The organism is Chryseobacterium aahli (assembly GCF_022699665.1).
Taxonomy (GTDB): domain Bacteria; phylum Bacteroidota; class Bacteroidia; order Flavobacteriales; family Weeksellaceae; genus Chryseobacterium; species Chryseobacterium aahli.
Map to the genome: position 1 here is coordinate 97788 of NZ_JALDNB010000011.1, position 18303 is coordinate 116090.

An 18303-nucleotide genomic window follows, 5' to 3' on the forward strand; every position below is an offset into this window, starting at 1 on the left:
GTTTGTCAAATGCCTGCTTCAAAATATTATATCTAAAGGTAATTTAATAAAAGTTTTTAAATGGATATGCTTGAATTCGTAATAATTAAAAACGAATTTTCCTAGCTTATATTAAGGAATTAGGTTGAAGATATTTAAAACAAAAAACCAAGATAAAAAATATTTACCTTGGTTTTTTAATTATAATCTCATCGAGGTTTAGTTCGATAGAGTAAGAAATATTATTTCTTTTTCTTTTTTGCAGGAACATTCTTGATTTTAGATGCACCAGTATCAGCCGGAGTATTTTCATCTCTTACCAATTTCAACTCATCTACAATTCTTCTTGCACCAGCATATTTGTCGATCGTCCAAAGAACAAAACGAATGTCTACGCTGATTGTTTTCTGCCATTTGTCTTCAAAAACAATGTCTCCGCTTAATGCTTCGCTGTTTCCATCGAATGCGATACCAATAAGGTTTCCGTCACCATCGATTACCGGAGAACCAGAGTTACCACCTGTAATGTCATTGTTTGACAAGAAGTTTACCGGTAGGTAACCTGCTTTATCAGCATATTGACCGTAATCTTTAGCATTTTGAAGTGCAATAACTCTCTGTGGAAGATCAAATTCTTCGTCACCAGCCTTGTATTTTCCTACTAAACCTTCCATTGTTGTATAGTAGTTATCAGTAACTCCAAAATAGTTTCTGTCGTCTCTGATTGGCAATGTATCGATTTGTCCGTAAGTTAATCTCATTGTAGAGTTAGCATCCGGATAGAATTTTTTCTCAGGCATTGCTTTCATTAGACCAGCTAAGAAAAGACGGTTGTTTTTAGCAAAATTATCATCAATTTTCACAAATCTTTCGTTAGAAATTCTTTGATCATCAGCGACACCTTTTGCGATTTTCAATAGTGGATCTGCGTCTAATTTCAAACGATCCGGGTTCAGAACAAAATTCGTTACAGAAGTTTTGTTGGCAAATATTGAAGAGTATGCAACATTTGATAATGTATTAGCATCTAATGCCATAATCGTCTGTGAAGCAACATCAGGTTTTACCTTTGTTTTGTAAAGGTTGACCAAAGAGTTTAGCATTTCGCCTTCCAACTCAGTATTTAGGTTGTCATAAGCATCTTTAATAGCTGCTTCAACTTTAGGTTTCATTGCCAATCTTCCTGCCATATCTTGTTTTGCGTAAGCATCTAAAGTAGGTGCCATCTGGTAAGCAAGAGCGATATATTTAGCATTTCTTGTTAAAAGAGAAGCATAATTTCTTTCTACGTTTCTATCAGTAACTTGTTTGTAGTAAGTAGCGATTTGGTCTAAAACGCCATCGTACATTTCATTACCCGGCTGTACAGACCATTCTCTGAAGGTTTTTTCGATGTTCTGTTTGTCAGAAATAGTTCCGTTTTTGATAACAGCATCGATGGTTCCTTGTCTGTTTTTCCAATAGTTGGCTACAGAAGCATATTGAGAAGCATAACCCAACTGAGTTGTTTTATCTTTATCCATGTACTTCTTCATAACATCCATTGCCATTTTTGAAGTTTCTACCCAAGCCGGATAGTCTTTAGAAACCATTTGGTTAATTCCGTAAGAAGTAAGGTAACGGTTTGTTCTTCCCGGGTAACCTAAGATCATTGAGAAATCTCCAGGCTTAATTCCTTTAAGAGAAACCGGTAAAAAATGTTTAGGCTTCAAAGGAACGTTGGTTGGTTTAAATTCTGAAGGATTTCCTGCAGCATCAGCGTACACTCTGAAAACTGTAAAATCTCCTGTGTGTCTTGGCCATTCCCAGTTGTCTGTGTCTCCACCGAATTTTCCGATTGCAGATGGTGGTGCACCTACTAATCTGATATCTTTATAATCCTGATAAACGAAGAAATAAAATTCGTTTCCGTTGAAGAAATCTCTTACTACAACAGTATATTTTCCGTTTTCAGAATTTTCCGTCTGAATTGCTTTTGTTTCAGCATCGATTACAGCTTTTCTCTCAGCTGCAGTCATGTTGTTGTTTAATTTTGAATTGATTCTCTGCGTAGCATCATCCATTCTTACCAAAAATCTTACATAAAGATCTTTAGAATTGAATTCTTCTTTCTGGTTCATTGCCCAGAAACCATTCTTCAAATAATCTTTTGATGGAGTAGAAGCTGCTGCAACTGCCCCGTAACCACAGTGGTGATTGGTAAAAATCAACCCTTTGTCTGAAACGATTTCTCCTGTACAAAAACCTCCGAAGCTTACAATAGCATCTTTAAGGCTTGAATTGTTGACAGAGTAAATCTCTTCCGGAGTAAGGTGCAGACCTTCTTTCTGCATATCTACACCGTTAAGTCTTTTAACGAGCATCAATAACCACATCCCTTCGTCTGCTCTCATTTGAGCGAAACCAAGTAAGAATGTGAATAGTAAAAATATTCTTTTCATTTTATAAAATAATTTATTTGGGGCTAATTTACTAATTTTTACGATAACCTATCCGTAATTGGTACGAAAATGGGTGGGAGAGTGTTATGAAAAACATTTTATCGCTTGTTTTTGCCTTTTTCATTTTAAATTTAGTTTTAAATTGTTCCGCTGCAAAGTCAAATAATCCTCATTACCAAAGAGAATGGATGTTGGTTTCATTTGATCAGTTTCCCAAACAGGAGTTGATTGAAAATAAGGCTGGAATTAATTTAACAGGTGAAAAAATAAATGCTGAAGTCAAGGGAAGTGCCATAATGGGGTGTAATAAAATATTTTTCACAACTGAATTTAAAAATAACGGGAACCTAAAAATCTCAAATCTTGGCAGCACAGAAATGGCTTGTCAAAATATGAGTCTTGAAAATGCATTTATAAAGAAATTCGGAAATATGACCCATTATAAAATTGAAGGACATCGATTAACGCTTTCTGATAAAAATGGAAATGAGATGAAATTTATCGCAGCTGATTGGGATTAAATTTAAAACAAAAATAAAGAAGTCCACATGAATGCGGACTTCTTTTGATATAAATGGTTACTAGTCTAGTTTTTTGGAATCGTCTTTTTGATTTCCGCTAAAGTTGCAGTGTTTGGTAAACCTTGAACTTTAGAATTGTTTATAGAAACTTTTGCATTCCGAGTATTTTGTCTGCCTGGGATTGATGCTAAAATCTCTTCAAAACTTGCGGTATTGGGTAATAATTTCCCTTGATTATTGTTTTGGCTTTGAACTTTTTCGCTTTGTTCTTTTAGTTCAAGACCTTGTTCTGATGCTAAAGTGGTTTGCTTGTCTTTTTTGGGAGAAGTAAGTTCGCTTTCTTTTTGCATTTTCTGCTCGAATGCTTTTGCGTCTTTTAGAACTTTTTCCTGATCCTGAGGTTCTACGGATTTATTTTCTTGTGCATAAAATGTTAAGCTTAAGAGTAAAAAAGGAATGATATATAATGATTTCATGGTAGTTTTTATTTGATGTTAACTAATACTTTTATTTTCCCGATTGAGTTTTGGTCATAATCCTGAAGTGCTTTTCCGATGACCTGTCCTATTCTTACTTTTTTAGGATTGGCTTTCATGGCAACTCCGGCTTTTGATGAGGTTACCAAAAGATCACCTCTTTTTATTTTTCCTCCTTCAAGACAAACTTTAGTAGGAATTACCCCTACAACCCCCATCGGAACTTTACCAATCAGTTCAGAATCAATATTTTCTTCTGTCAAAAGAACACCAGGTTTTGTAGCATATACTCCAGCAACCAAAGTGGAATATGGTTTTGAAGATTTTTCTACAGTTCTGTCTGTGTCTGTAGAAATTACAAGAATATCTCCTGGCTCATAATCTGAAGTATTTCCTTCTACATCGAATGCTTCTGCTAAATCGGCGCCACTGTTTTGAGTTCCCCCATTAAAGAAAGCTGTCCCTGTTTTGTTTATTCTGGCAACATTTGTGCCTGCACTTTGGAGAACGGCAATGTTTCCGGACGCTCCGGTGTGATTCACAAAAACTCCTGTTCCTGTTCCTGCATTGGTAACAGATAAAACTGCTTGAGAGTTTGCTGCATTGAAGTTTCTGAAATATCCGGCTCTACCTGTTCCAAAATTCGGAACCCATCCATAAATAGCCGAACCGGTACCGTCTACTGTAGCCTCTACACCGTCACCGGAATTTTTGGCATTCGCTGTGATACCGTTTCCGTTTCCATTGGCAAGAGCAATTAGTGCGGGTCCGTTTCCAGAAGCGTTACTTGCATAAAATAAACCTGCAAAACCACCTGTTCCTGCAGATTCACCATAAACCCCTGCTGTTCCGAAGTTGGCAAACTGAGAATTTACTTTTCCTTTCACTGCCGGAGAAGTTCCGTTTGTATTATCTACGAAGAAATCTCCTGCGATACCGTTTCCTACTGTTGTAGCACTAAGTGCTGTTGAAGTATTCGCAGTATTAAAATTTTTAAATTCTGCCGCTTTACCTGTACTGAACGTAGGAACCCAACCGTAAATTGCACGTCCGGTTCCGTCAACATTTGCTTCGATTGCGTCGCCGTCTTTACCCACGTTTGCAACGATTGCGTCGCCATTTCCATCATTTAAGGCAACTAAAGCACGACCATTTCCGTTGATGTTTGAAGAATAAAATAGTCCGCCAAAACCTCCTGTTCCAGATGATACTCCAAAAATACCTGCTGCTCCAAAGTTTCCGAAGATGGTTTTTACTTCGCCACGTACTGCTGCACTTACACTGTTTGTGTTACTCGCAAGAAAAGATGAAACATTCCCTAAAGTATTATCAGGAATGTTTCCTGTGCTGTTAGATTCTACTTCGAAAGTATTTTTGTCGTTTGCTGTATTAAAATTTTGGAATCTTCCGGCTCTACCTGTGCTTCCGCTTACACCAACTCTTCCATAAACGCCTATTCCTGTTCCTGTAGTGTTGTTGGCAATAAAACCATGAACGCCATAGGCTCCGCCGTCATTTCTTCCTACTACAGCTCCTGCGATATCACTGGTGTTTCTCCCGACTACGGCTTCTCCGCTTCCGTTATTGTCTGCAATTACTCCTGCAGAACTTTGTTGGCTTGTAATCCCATGAATGGCAAAACCGTTTCCTGTAGTACTTTTTACACCAACTCCGGATCCTGATGTTGTAACGTCAATTACTGTTCCGCTTCCTGAAGTGTTTGCAGTAAGCACTGTACTGTTGTTGGCATTGTTTGTAATTGAAAGATTGGCAGCTGGTCCTGTAGTACTGGTTGCATTAAGACCTGTTCCTGTGTTGCTGTTAGCATAAATACCATATCCAGAACCTGAAGCATTTCCATAAACTCCTATTCCACCAGGAGTATTGCCGTAAACTCCCCATCCGCTTCCGGCCTGTGAGCCCCAAACTCCAATTCCTAAACCTCCTGTTCCATTATTGATTCCTCGAACGGCAGATGAAAACCCTCCTGGTGCTACATTATTTATAGTTCCTCTCACGGCGGCTATACTTGATGTCACGCTGTTGCTGGTTCCATCAATTGAAGTTCCGTCACCGTCGTTGGTAATTGCAAATAAGTTGGCCGCATTATTGGCTGTTGCTGCGAAAGGTATCGCAAAACTTCCTCCTGAGCTTCCTGACGTTTTTGCATACATTGCGTAAGGCACGCTTAATAACTGACTTGTTCCTGCAATTGTATAAGATGTTCCGCCTGTAGGGTCTGTTTCTGTTTTTAAATAATAATTACCAGACGGCCAGTTGATTCCGGCAAAAGTTCCCGAAAGTACAGTTCCTGTTCCTATTTCCATGCTGATCAATCCGTTGACATTGGTCGTACCGGTCAGTCTTTCAGAATAAACAACGGTTCCGGCAGGTGAACCTTGCAAGACACTGACTTTTACTCCGATGTTTTGATTGCTCAATAATTGTCCTGTTGTGTTTCTAATTACGGCCTGATAACTCATTTTTTCCGGAGCTTGGGCTGAAACTAAATGACAGCCTAGTAAAATTCCGACTGTTAGTAAAATTCTTTTCATGGTGATTATTTTTTAATGATTTTGAATGTTTTAATATTTTTCCCATTCTGAATGATTCTGATAATGTACATCGCAGAAGGAAGGTCTGAAAAATTAAATTCTGATTTTGATTCTTTTATTTTGTCTTTTTTCACAAGTTTTCCTGAAGAATCGAATAATTCATAATCAGAATTTCGGTAGTCATTTGTAGTGAAATCCAGGAAAATAAAATCTTTAAAAGGATTTGGGTGTAATAGAATTTCTTTCTGGTCTGTGCCGACAGTTTCTGTAGTAGAAAGAGTTGTAATTTCGTACGCTTGCTGTACGCCTTCCATGATTTGATTATTAGTTCCCTTATTGGAATAATCAATCTGTCCGACACTGTAAGAAGCTGAGCCGTTGCTCCCGGTTGCATTTGATCCTGTTGCGAGAATTGCCTTTTGCGCATTGAATGGCAATGCTGTACAGAGAATCAAAAAGAAGCCATAAATAGAAGTTCTTTTCATGTTAATATAAATTTCAGATTAATAATTTGTTTGAGGTTATTGTCTGTATTTGAATTTTTTACGGTGTAAAGGTAGGTGCAGATGATATAGGTAAACCAGAGGAAAAGAACTAAAATTTAAAAGGGAAAAACACCGTGTTTAAATACTTAGTTTGCATTTATTAATTAAAAATGTTATCTTGTAAATCTTATAAATTATACAGAATTTAATGTTAGAAAAGAAACAACATAATTACGAAAAGGCAGTTTTGGTGGGCGTTGTCACACAGAATCAAGATGCTGATAAGTTACAGGAATATATGGATGAGCTAGAGTTTTTAGCTTTAACGGCAGGCGCTACGATAGACAAACGCTTTACTCAGAATTTAACTCAGCCAGACCCTAAAACTTTTGTAGGAAGCGGAAAAGCTCAGGAAATAAAAGAATATGTAAAAGAAAACGAGATAGGAACGATTATTTTTGATGATGAATTGTCACCTTCACAGCTTAAAAATCTCGAAAAAGAAATTGAAGTAAAAATCCTCGACAGAACCAATCTTATCCTTGATATTTTTGCCCAAAGAGCACAGACTTCTTACGCAAGAACGCAGGTTGAATTGGCGCAATACCAATATTTGCTGCCTAGATTAAGCAAAATGTGGTCTCACTTAGATAAGCAAAAAGGGGGAATCGGAATGCGTGGTCCCGGTGAAACAGAAATTGAAACCGATAGAAGGATTATCCGTGACAGAATATCTTTATTAAAAGATAAACTGAAAGTCATTGACAAACAAATGGCAACTCAGCGTAACAACAGAGGGAAAGTAGTGCGTGCAGCTTTGGTAGGGTATACCAACGTTGGGAAATCTACTTTGATGAATGCGATTTCTAAATCTGATGTTTTTGCGGAAAATAAACTTTTTGCAACGCTTGATACCACTGTGAGAAAAGTAGTGATAGGAAATTTGCCTTTCCTTTTGACGGATACGGTGGGTTTCATCAGAAAATTGCCGACTCAGTTGGTAGAATCGTTTAAATCTACTTTGGATGAGGTTCGTGAAGCTGACTTGTTGATTCACGTAGTTGATATTTCTCACGAAAGTTTTGAAGATCATATAGAATCTGTGAATCAGATTTTAATGGAAATCAATGCACATCAGAAACCGATGATCATGGTTTTTAACAAAATCGATGATTTCAGTTACGAGAAAAAAGATGAAGACGATCTTACACCAGGTTCTAACAAAAATGTTTCTTTGGAAGAATGGAAAAGAACGTGGATGAATAAATCTAAACATCCTGCAGTTTTTATTTCCGCTTTGACGAAGGAAAATTTCCCGGAAATGAAAAGACTAATCTATGATGAGGTGATGAAAATTCATATTTCAAGATTCCCGTACAACGATTTTCTTTTCGAATATTTTGATAACGACGAAGACGAAGCATCAGAAAAAGAAGATTAATGAATTACAGAATCATATTCTTTCTCCTTGTTCTTCCGTTTTTTGGGTTTAGCCAAAAGACAAAACTCGATATGAAAAGTATTGAGAAGAATCTCAATAATCCCAAGTCGCCTTATAATTACGAAAAGCTTATTTTTAAATTTAAAGGTCTTCCAAAATCTCTCGACAGTATAGAAGCACAGCATTTATATTACGGCAGAAATTTCAGAAAAGATAAAGTTTCCCAGATGGGAGACGAGTTCAAAGGTTTAGCGGAAGCTTTTAAAAGCGGTAATTTTGAAGAATGCATCAGACTTGGGAAAATTCTTTATGCAAAAGATCCTACCAATCTCGATGTCATTCTCATTATGCTTCGTTCTTATGATCAGAAGAAAGATGTAAGCAATTTTTCGCATCATATTGCACAGTTAAGGCTTCTTACCGAAGCTATTAAAAGTTCAGGAGACGGAAAATCTGAGAAAACCGCATTTAAAGTGAACAGTGTGGGGGACGAATATATCTTCCTCAATGTGATGAATATCGGACAGGATTACACACGAGGTTCTAAAACTTTGCAAGATGGCGTGGTCGACGTTTGGGAAAAGGGAGATACCAAAATTTATATCAAAATACTTTATTTAGACTTAATTTTTTAAAACAAATTCATTGGAATTATATTATTCATTTTCAGCGCTCATCGTACTGGCATCCATTTTTGCATATATCAACTACAGATTTTTGAAACTTCCGAGCACCATCGGGATTATGGTTATTGCCATCGTGGTATCTATCATTTTGGTTTTATTTGGTAAAGATTTCCTTCCAAAAACATTCGGTCATCTGAATGATTTGATGAACAGTATCGATTTTACCGAAGTTCTGATGGGAGCGATGCTAAACTTTCTTCTTTTCGCAGGGGGAATTCATATTAATATTAATGATTTAAAAGAACAGTTCCGTCCCGTCCTCATATTTTCAACGGCAGGTGTCATCATTTCAACCTTTATCGTAGGTTTTGGGATGTTCTATCTGTTGCCTTTGGTTGGTTTAAAAATTCCTTTTATTTACTGTCTGGTGTTTGGAGCATTGATTTCTCCTACAGACCCGGTTGCGGTTTTAAGTGTTTTAAAACAAGCTAATATTTCAAAATCATTAGAAACAAAAATTGCTGGGGAATCATTATTTAACGACGGTATGGCAGTTGTAGTTTTTACAGTAGTGTTGCAACTTGCAATAGGAAGTGAGGTAGATTTGGGAATAGAAAATATTACGATTTTATTAATGAAAGAAGCTGGTGGCGGACTGCTCTTAGGTGTTCTTTTAGGTTGGATAACTTCAAGGTTAATGCGTGAAGTCGATGATTATATTATTTCAGTTTTGGTGACATTGGCTGTTGTAATGGGCGGTTATCTTGTAGCAAGACAGATGCATGTTTCCGGACCGTTGACGATGGTTGCTGCTGGGTTATTCATGGGTAATTTTAATGTTAAATTTAAAATGAAATCGGTCACTCAGGATTATCTGATTAAATTCTGGGAACTTATTGATGAAATTCTGAATGCCGTTCTATTCCTTTTCATCGGGTTTGAATTGTTGATGATTAAAAACTTAAACCATTATGTAATTCCTGGATTACTAGCAATTGTCGTGGTTTTGGTAGCAAGGTTTATTTCGATTTGGGGACCTACAAAATTTATGTCTTTCAGAACGAGGTTTAGTCCGCAGACGATAAAAGTCTTATTTTGGGGAGGTATTCGTGGCGGTGTTTCCATTGCTTTGGCTATGTCTATCCCGAAAAACGAATACAGCAATGCTATTTTAAGTATTACTTACTGTGTGGTTGTGTTTTCTATTATTGTTCAGGGACTTACGATTGCAAAAGTTGCTAATCCTAAGCAAATTGAGATAGAAGAGCAAGAATTAGAAAGTATTGCTTTAGAAGAAAGTCATTAATTGTTTGTTAATCAATGAGTACAATACTTAAAGAAATCAAAGAATCACTAGCTGTTTTATCCATTCCGGAAAAGGCAGCTTTTTTTCCTAAATTTTTTAAGACAGGAAAAGGAGAATATGGTGAAGGAGATTTATTTTTAGGTGTAACAGTTCCTGATCAAAGGTCTGTTGCCAAAGAATTTTATTCAAAAATTAGTTTAAAAGAATTAAGCGAATTGATTTCTTCACCTTATCACGAGCATCGACTCACAGCTCTGCTGATGCTGATTTTTAAATTTGAAAAAACAAAAGACCAGGCTGTAAAAGATGAGGTTGTAGAATTTTATCTCAGTCATCTTCCGCATATCAATAATTGGGATCTGGTGGACACGAGTTGTTATAAGGTTTTAGGTCGATACGCATTTGAAAATCAAAAAGAAAGCCTTTTAAAAGAGCTTTCAAAATCTGACCAGATGTGGTATAAAAGAATTGCCGTTGTAGGAACGATGTATTATGTGAAAAAAGGTTCTTTTGAATTAACTAAAGAATTTGTAACTCAAAATTTACATCATCCACACGACTTGATGCACAAAGCCAACGGATGGCTTTTACGAGAAATGGGAAACAAAAATGAGGCGGAACTCATCGATTATCTAAACAAATATTACAAAGAAATGCCAAGAACCTGCCTCAGATATGCGATTGAAAAATTAGATGAAGAGTTAAGGCAAGATTATTTGAAAGGCAGAATTTAAAATAAACTAAAACATGAAAATTTTTCTCAAGCGGTTGCTGTTATTGCTCCCTGTTTTATTGCTGACAAGCTGTTTTGATATTTTAGATAAAGTCAATGTAAAAGCTGACGGAAGCGGTGAGTACTCGCTTATCCTGAATGCAAGTAAAAGCAAAACAAGATTGGCATCCATCTCAAAAATGGAAACCATAAACGGCAAAAAAGTTCCAAAAAAAGGTGAAATTGAGGCTAAAATCAACGAAGCAGCAAGAATTTTTAAAACCGTTCCGGGAATTTCCAACGTGAAAACTTCGATGGATTTTGATAATTACATCATTAAACTGAGCTGTAATTTCAAGAAAATTGAGAATGTCAACGCTGGTTTAGAACAACTGAAAGCTAAAAATATTTTAGGTAAAATGATTCCGACCAATATTTACAGTCGCAATCCAAAAAATAAATCTTTCACCAGAAACAAAATCAACACGTTCAAAAGTGATTATGATAAACTGAGTGCAGCCGACAAAGAAGTTTTTAATAATGCTAAATATACCTCTGTTCTGCAGTTTGAAAATACAGTGAAATCTCAATCTAATAACTCATATCAGCTTTCGCCCAACAAAAAAGCGATGAAACTTGAGGGTAATATTTTAGATTTTATCCTTCAGAAAAAGCAGACCCAAAACACTATTTTATTCCAGTAATTCCACAAATTATATATGAAATCTCTATTTTTAAAAACACAGACTTTAGCTTATTTGCTTTTAGGTTTCGTTGTTGTTTTTGCACAAAACAGCATGAAAATTCCGCAGAATACTGCATTTTACATGGAAATCAACGGCAAACAGCTCAATAAAAAAATCGATTGGGAAAGATTCAACCCATTTTTGCAGGAAATCACCAAAGATAAAGGCAAAGACAAAAAACCGTCATGGAACGACTATTCTAAAACAGGAATAAAATATGACGCAACCCAATATCATTACGGAACCTTTAATGATTCTGTTCAAAGCTATAATGCGCATTTTATTATTGATAATCAGGAAAAGTTTCAGGAATTCATTAATTCAACCAAGAAAAAAGGGCTGGAGGTTTCTAAGAAAAGCAACTATTCTTACATCGATATTGACGACAATACATTCGTAGCTTGGAACGGAAATCGTGCCTATCTTACAATGATAAATTATAACAAACCGTCAAAAGATACCTGGACAGATTATAATGCAGCTGACAGCACCACTGTTGTTGTTGATAGTGCCGTTGCGGTTGTAGATAGTGCTGCGGCAGTTTATGAGGAAGAAGAAAAGCCTTTCGATTATAAAGAAGAAATTCAGTATTTGAAAGATGAGATTAAATATTTAAAAGAAAACATCAAATCAAACAATGCCGATATTCTGAAATATCAAAAAGATATTAAATATCTTGAAAAACACCACAAATATCCTGCAGAAAAGGTAGAAACTAAAGTTGATGATCAGAAAGATTATGATGAAATTGCCCCGCCTGCCTCTCAGGATGATTATGCAGAAGCAGAAGTTTATCCTTTAGATACGGATTATCAGAAAGAATTTGATTCTCTGCAATCAGAGAAATTTAAAATCGTTAAGAAATTTGCAGAAAATAATTTTGATAGATATTTCAGTTCAAATTTCGAGCTTGATGTTCCGAAGGAAATGTTGAACTTCAGAGATGCTAATTCTGATGTTTTTGTATACACTGATTACGGGAAAATCATGAACGAAGGTATATACGGAAAGATGTTCAGACGTGTTGGGTATACAGAGTTTCTTGAGAAAATGTACAATTCAAATTCTGCATACAATCTTTATTTCGATAAAGATAAAGTAAGACTTGTCAACAATATTCAGCATAGAAATTCAGACATTCAGAAAAGCATTTCTGATGTTTACAGAGGCAAGAAAAACAAAAAACTAACCGCTTTAATTAGCGATAAAAGTGTAGGATATTATGCTATGAACGTCAACGGATACAAAACTTTTGACATGATGTACAGCTTTTTCCAAGACGCTGGAGAGAAGGAATATCAGAAAGAACTACAGTTGATGATGGAAACTATGAAAATCGTTCTGGATGAAGAAGCCATCGCTAAAATTGCACCCGGAAACGGAATTTTTGTTTTGAATGAACTGAAATCTAAAAAAGTAGATTATACCGACTACGATTACGATGATGATTATAACGAAAAAGAGGTGAAAAAGACCAAAGACGTGATGGTTCCTGATTTTACATTTGCTTTTGCAACAGAAAATGAAGGCTATTGGAAACGTGTTTTTGATGTTTTGACTACTAATAAAGATTTTGCTAAAAAGTTTACAAAAAACGGAAATATTTATACTTTCAAAGAAGGCAAAAGCAACGGATATCTTGATCAATTATATTTTACAGTAAAAGACGGAATTGTTTATCTGACAAGTTCTACAGAGAATCTGACCGCAAAAAATCAGTCATCAGCTTCGACCAAATGGATGAAAGATTCTGCGAAATATCCTTTGTCTGGAAGATTGGATATTCAAAAACTATTGGTTGGTCTAGAGCAGGAATTTAAAACCGTTTCTGAGAAAAAAACTTTGAATTCGATAAGAAAAAATGTGGGTGAAGTATATTTTAAAACTGAAGTGAAAGGTGAAAGTATTCAGACAGAGATGGATTATAACATCAAAAATTCTTCGGAAAACAGCTTAATGTATTTCTTCGATTTGTTTGACGAAATTTTCAAAAATATGGAAGCTGACAAAAAGCCACAGACACTTTAGGAGGTTTTGTGGCTAAAATGAAGTTTTTCAAAAGGAGCGGGCTTTAGCCCGTTTTCAAAATTTGTAATCATATTGGGCTTCAGCCAAAACCTATGATTTTATCAATCAGGATTCGGGTTTATAATATTTTAAAGGAAATTCATGAAGAAAAAATATATTGCTCTTATTATCACAGTTCTGCTTTCGGTTGGCGTTTATTTTCTGTTTTTCCATAAAGATAAAAACTTAAAATACATTCCCGAAAATGCAGATGTTGTGGTTGTAGTCGATGTTAAAAAAGCGACAAGACAATATATTTCCAGCTTTTTGATGTATCCTTCAAAATGGTTTGAAGAGGGTGAAAAAAATGACAAGAAAATTTCCATTTCAGATTCGGGTTTGAAAATTCCGGACTTTCTTCAGATTTTTCATTTAAAAAGCACTAAAATTTCTGAGTGGTATACCATTTTTGAAATCAACGATAAAGTAAAGTTTTCGACATTTTTAAAAGAACGAAAACTCATATCTTATGGAAAAGATTTATTTAAAAATAACCAGCTTTTTATAAAAATTGAAGGTGGAAAATGTATCGTCGGAACATCAGATTTAAATTTTAAAAACATCGGAAAACCATTTTTTCAAAAATTTAGAAATAAAGTTTTGAATGCAGATTCTTTTACAAGTGAAGGTTTGGGGAGTGTTTCTTTTATTTCAGAATTGCGAACCCAGAACTTTTCAATTCATTTAAAAGACGATGAAATTGAAATAAAAAATGAACAGAATTCTTCCAATTTCGAATCATTGATTTCAGATTTAAATAAGAAAACACAGTTTTTGAATGTAGAATTGAATTCGGAAAATATTAAAAAAATAAGTTCTGTTTTTAAAGAAAATAGTACAGATTCTGCATCGATTAATCATTTGAAAATGAGCGCAAATCTTGCGGAAGTGAATGATACGATTGTCAGTTATGGCTACGACGATCAATTTAACGAAATTGAAAAAATCAGTTATCAGAAAATCGTTCAACCCAATTATGAAATTTTGCTTCAAACTTCAAATCCCGATAAAACCTGGAATTATTTCCAGCAAAAAAAATGGATCAATGCACAAAATCAGTTTACAGCAATTCCATTTCAACCCAATTTGATTAGCAAAAGCAAGAATCAGCTTTCTATAAAATCTACGCAAAAAGCTGTGAAATTGAGTGAAACCAAAAATCAAAACTATGTTTTCATCAAAAACAATCCTTTGCTTTTTTCTTCATTTAAAACTTTAAATAATCCGATTTTTAAAGACGTTGAATATCTTTTCTATGGAAATAAAAATCAGGATTATACGTTGAAATTTAAATTCAAAAAAGAAATATATCCACTCATTCTAAGATAAAACAAAATGTGTCCTCCTGAAATTGCTCTCCTAAAAACATGTACGCATTACTTTCTGCATTTGGCCTTTCCTGCAATTATTGCCTTTGTTTTTTATCGTAGTCAGTGGAAAAAAACGTATTTAATTCTTTTGGCAACAATGCTGGTCGATCTTGATCATTTGTTTGCGGATCCTGTTTTTGATCCGAACAGAATGAGCGTTGGGTTTCATTTTTTACATTCTTATTATGCCATTGCGGTGTATTTTTTGCTGTTGTTTTTTAAAGGAAATTTAAGAATAATTGGCATCGGATTACTGTTTCACATGTTGACAGATGTTCAGGATTTTGAGCTATGGTGTCATTAAAATATTATTAATATTTTCTTTTAATAATTGAGTTTTCATAGATTTTTTGTATTTTAGAGACACTTATGAAGCTAAAAGAATTCTTACACTACACATATGTTTTTCCTGTCTTAGCGGTAATCTATTACTTCACCGGATTGATGGGAACTGGCACAATTTCAGACATTGTTGCGGGTATTTTGTTAACCGGAAGTGTGCTTTCTGCTGTACATCATGCTGAAGTTGTAGCACATAAAGTAGGAGAGCCTTATGGTACAATCATTCTGGCACTTTGTATCACGATTATAGAAGTTGCCTTGATTGTGTCGCTGATGGTTGCGGGTGGTGACCAAGCAATTACTTTAGCTCGAGATACGGTTTTTGCGGCTGTAATGATTATTCTGAACGGTATCATTGGTATTTGTATTTTGGTGGGTGGTGTTAAGTATTTCGAGCAGTATTTTGCCCGTACTTCTGCAACGACTTATCTTGTGAGTATTGTTTCAATTCTTGTGATAACATTAGTTCTTCCCAATTTCACTTCAAGCGTCAACGGACCTTATTATAATAATGCACAGTTGGTTTTTGTATCAATTGCCTGTCTTGTGATTTACGGAGTTTTTCTGATGGTTCAGACGGTAAGACACAGAAGTTATTTTGTGCCCGCTGATGGTAATGGCGAAGCGTATTTTGTTCCGAATAAAATACAGACGATTATCAGCTTTGTATTTTTGGTAATTTGTCTTGTGATTGTCGTATTATTGGCAAAAGGCCTTTCAAAAACAATCGAAGATGTGGTACAGAGTATGGGAGCGCCTAAGTCTCTGGTAGGAGTTATTATTGCAGGAGTTGTATTGCTTCCGGAAGGTCTTGCGGCCATCCGTGCGGCGAGAAATAATCAGATACAATCGAGTTTAAATTTAGCTTTAGGATCAGCTTTAGCAAGTATCGGATTAAGTATTCCGGCTATCTCTGCGGTGAGTATTATGTATGATATTCCTTTGGTTTTGGGGCTTGATAAGAAAGATATTATTCTTTTAACCTTATCGGTATTTATCGTGATGTTGTCTTTAAGCCGAGGAAAAACCAATGTTTTATACGGAACAGTTCTTTTAGTGAATTTAGCAGCTTATATCTTTACGGTAATCGTACCTTAATTTTTAACCCAAAATTCCGAATCACTTAAAGTTTTCTTGCCATTTCCATTTTGTAAGCCATCAGATTGGCGATGTTTTCTGACTTTGTAATCGCCATATCAGCATTTTGACCTGTGAAATTTTCTTCAATAGTTTGTTTCCACAGTTTTAACCATTGTGCAAAATGATGCTTTTCCATCGCTTCCAATTGGTTGATAGGGAAATGTACGGCCATCGGATTTCCTTTATAGCTCATTTGTCCGAATAAAATAGTCTCCCAAAAAGAATACATTTTTGGTAAATGTTTTTGAAAATCAACTTTTATAATGTCTTTAAAGAAGAAACCAATCGTTTCATCTTGCACAACTTTATCATAAAATGAATTCACAAGCAACTCTATATCTTCTCTCGATTCTAAATTTTTCATTTCAGATGTATTTAATTGGAACTAAAAATTATACATCAAATTTAGTTTAATTCTAAATCTAAAAGAAGATCGTACGCTTGATAAGATTCATAAAAACAATATTTTATCTTTGTAAATTCTTTTATCTTTTTAAAGTTAAAAATTGAACCACACAAATGATTTACTAAATATGGCAAGGGGTTTCAGAAAAAGAATCAAACAGGAAAACGCTGAAAACAGTGGCTTTGGAAGTCGGGCTTCGGGAAGATTTATCAATAAAGACGGGCTTCCGAATGTAAGAAGAAGAGGAGTCAACGTCTTCAACAGGCTGAGTTGGTATCATACGATGCTGAATTTATCGTCATTTCGATTCATTACCTATCTGGTGATGATGTATATTCTGATCAATCTGGTTTTTGCGTGTATTTATTATCTGATTGGGGTAGAGCATCTTACAGGGATAGATAAGAGTAATCCTTTGGATGAATTTATTGACGTATTTTTCTTCAGTTCACAAACTTTTACTACTGTTGGTTACGGCAGAATTGCTCCGATAGGATTTTTGGCAAGTTTGGTTGCTACTTTTGAAGCATTTTTAGGATTGCTTACCTTTGCCATTGCAACAGGTTTGTTTTACGGAAGATTTTCAAGACCGAGAGCTTATCTCAGATTTTCAGATATTGCGGTGATTGCTCCTTTTCAGGATGTTACAGCGTTGATGTTCAGGTTGGCTCCTTACAAAAATAATGCTTTGACAGATGCTGATGTTACCCTTTCGACAGCCATTGAGATTAATGAAGACGGAACGACGAAAAGTAATTTTTACCGATTGGAAACTCAATTAAGTAAAATCAATACTTTGTCTCTGAACTGGACGATAGTACATAAAATAGACGAAAATTCTCCATTTGCCGGATTTACTGCTGATGATTTTAAAAATACAAATATTGAGATCATCGTACATGTACGAGCATTTGATGAAGTGTTTTCAAATACAGTTGTTCAGAGATCATCCTATGTGTCGAGGGAAATTATTTACGGAGCTAAATTTTCACCAATGTATTATCCTGACGAAGAAAAAGATTCAACGGTTCTGGATCTTGATAAAATAAATGAATATCAGAAAGTAGAACTTCCGGTTTTTGAGGCGGAAAAATCATAATGAATTTAGAATTATACAAAAAACAGGCTTTAGAAAAGCAGAAAGAGCATAAAAAATTCTTAGAAGGTTTGAAAAAAAAGCCTCCTAAAAATCTTGATTATGTTGTTCAGGGAACGCATGAAGAGGTTTTTGAAAAGATCGACTGTCTTCAATGTGCCAATTGCTGCAAAACAACAGGTCCGCTTTATACGGAAAAAGATATTGAAAGGATTTCAAAGCATCTTCGGATGAAACAGGCAGATTTTGAATCAAAATTTTTGCGTGTTGATGAAGATAATGACAAAGTTTTACAAAACCTACCTTGCTATTTTCTAAATGAAGATAATACCTGCTCAATCTACGAAGTTCGTCCGAAAGCATGCAGAGAATATCCTCATACAGACCGAAAAAAAATCTATCAGATTAATGATCTAATGATAAAAAATACGGTCATTTGCCCTGCTGCTTTTGAGTTTGTTGAAAGGATGATGAAGAATTTGAATAAATAGATCTCAATCTTAAAAATTTCTAAAGTCTTATAAAGTTTAGTTAAAACGAGTGTGAATTGTAATTTTATTGAAACAACTTCGTTTCATAATTAAATCAATCCCC

At 35.2% G+C, this 18303-nt stretch carries 17 protein-coding genes; 12 read left to right on the plus strand and 5 right to left on the minus strand.

Translation table 11 applies throughout. The features are described from left to right. Positions 1-221: 221 nt before the first annotated feature. Complete coding sequence (locus MQX03_RS16565; protein ID WP_242804377.1) at positions 222-2420, minus strand: S46 family peptidase; 2199 nt, start codon at positions 2418-2420, stop codon at positions 222-224. A gap of 86 nt (positions 2421-2506) precedes the next feature. Here MQX03_RS16565 and MQX03_RS16570 point away from each other — a divergent pair, with 86 nt between their 5' ends. After that, the gene (locus tag MQX03_RS16570; protein ID WP_242804378.1) at positions 2507-2941 is read left to right on the plus strand and encodes an META domain-containing protein; all 435 of its coding nucleotides are present in this window, start codon (positions 2507-2509) and stop codon (positions 2939-2941) included. Positions 2942-3006: 65 nt separating this feature from the next. Here MQX03_RS16570 and MQX03_RS16575 read toward each other — a convergent pair whose 3' ends face one another. Genes MQX03_RS16575 through MQX03_RS16585 form a run of 3 tightly spaced genes read right to left on the minus strand, consistent with a single transcriptional unit; the run spans position 3007 to position 6457 of the window. Beyond that, positions 3007-3417 carry a hypothetical protein gene (locus MQX03_RS16575; protein WP_242804380.1) on the minus strand — a complete coding sequence of 137 codons (411 nt, stop codon included), beginning with the start codon at positions 3415-3417 and terminating at the stop codon, positions 3007-3009. A gap of 8 nt (positions 3418-3425) precedes the next feature. Beyond that, on the minus strand, positions 3426-5972 hold the full coding sequence (locus tag MQX03_RS16580) for a beta strand repeat-containing protein (protein WP_242804381.1): 2547 nt from the start codon (positions 5970-5972) through the stop codon (positions 3426-3428). Between the two features lie 5 nt (positions 5973-5977). Further along, positions 5978-6457: a T9SS type A sorting domain-containing protein gene (locus MQX03_RS16585; protein WP_242804382.1), complete on the minus strand. Its 480-nt coding sequence runs from the start codon at positions 6455-6457 to the stop codon at positions 5978-5980. Between the two features lie 208 nt (positions 6458-6665). On the opposite strand from MQX03_RS16585, the gene hflX reads away from it, so the two are divergent. From hflX to MQX03_RS16630, 9 genes are all read left to right on the plus strand, one after another. Continuing rightward, complete coding sequence (gene hflX, locus MQX03_RS16590) at positions 6666-7898, plus strand: GTPase HflX (protein WP_242804383.1); 1233 nt, start codon at positions 6666-6668, stop codon at positions 7896-7898. Continuing rightward, positions 7898-8533, plus strand: a complete 636-nt coding sequence (locus MQX03_RS16595; RefSeq protein ID WP_242804384.1) for a DUF4919 domain-containing protein — start codon at positions 7898-7900, stop codon at positions 8531-8533. Before hflX ends, MQX03_RS16595 begins: the two co-directional genes overlap by 1 nt. Before the next feature lie 10 nt (positions 8534-8543). Further along, positions 8544-9830: a cation:proton antiporter gene (locus MQX03_RS16600; protein WP_242804385.1), complete on the plus strand. Its 1287-nt coding sequence runs from the start codon at positions 8544-8546 to the stop codon at positions 9828-9830. A 14-nt stretch (positions 9831-9844) separates the two neighbouring features. After that, complete coding sequence (locus MQX03_RS16605) at positions 9845-10564, plus strand: DNA alkylation repair protein (protein ID WP_242804386.1); 720 nt, start codon at positions 9845-9847, stop codon at positions 10562-10564. A 13-nt stretch (positions 10565-10577) separates the two neighbouring features. After that, positions 10578-11246 (plus strand): hypothetical protein, encoded by a 669-nt coding sequence (locus MQX03_RS16610; protein ID WP_242804387.1) that lies wholly within the window; start codon positions 10578-10580, stop codon positions 11244-11246. Between the two features lie 15 nt (positions 11247-11261). Further along, entirely contained in the window at positions 11262-13316 is a 2055-nt protein-coding gene (locus MQX03_RS16615) for a hypothetical protein (RefSeq protein ID WP_242804388.1), read from the plus strand. A gap of 141 nt (positions 13317-13457) precedes the next feature. Next, positions 13458-14684: a hypothetical protein gene (locus tag MQX03_RS16620; RefSeq protein WP_242804390.1), complete on the plus strand. Its 1227-nt coding sequence runs from the start codon at positions 13458-13460 to the stop codon at positions 14682-14684. A 6-nt stretch (positions 14685-14690) separates the two neighbouring features. Further along, on the plus strand, positions 14691-15029 hold the full coding sequence (locus MQX03_RS16625) for a DUF6122 family protein (RefSeq protein ID WP_129535375.1): 339 nt from the start codon (positions 14691-14693) through the stop codon (positions 15027-15029). 65 nt (positions 15030-15094) lie between these two features. Then, positions 15095-16165: a calcium:proton antiporter gene (locus tag MQX03_RS16630; RefSeq protein ID WP_242804392.1), complete on the plus strand. Its 1071-nt coding sequence runs from the start codon at positions 15095-15097 to the stop codon at positions 16163-16165. Positions 16166-16190: 25 nt separating this feature from the next. Here MQX03_RS16630 and MQX03_RS16635 read toward each other — a convergent pair whose 3' ends face one another. Then, positions 16191-16571, minus strand: coding sequence for a group III truncated hemoglobin (locus tag MQX03_RS16635; protein WP_242804393.1), 381 nt, complete (start codon positions 16569-16571; stop codon positions 16191-16193). A 169-nt stretch (positions 16572-16740) separates the two neighbouring features. Here MQX03_RS16635 and MQX03_RS16640 point away from each other — a divergent pair, with 169 nt between their 5' ends. Both MQX03_RS16640 and MQX03_RS16645 read left to right on the plus strand, forming a co-directional pair. After that, positions 16741-17712, plus strand: coding sequence for an ion channel (locus MQX03_RS16640; RefSeq protein ID WP_242804394.1), 972 nt, complete (start codon positions 16741-16743; stop codon positions 17710-17712). Beyond that, positions 17712-18200, plus strand: a complete 489-nt coding sequence (locus tag MQX03_RS16645; protein WP_242804395.1) for a YkgJ family cysteine cluster protein — start codon at positions 17712-17714, stop codon at positions 18198-18200. The genes MQX03_RS16640 and MQX03_RS16645 overlap by 1 nt, the downstream gene beginning before the upstream one ends. Positions 18201-18303 lie beyond the last annotated feature (103 nt).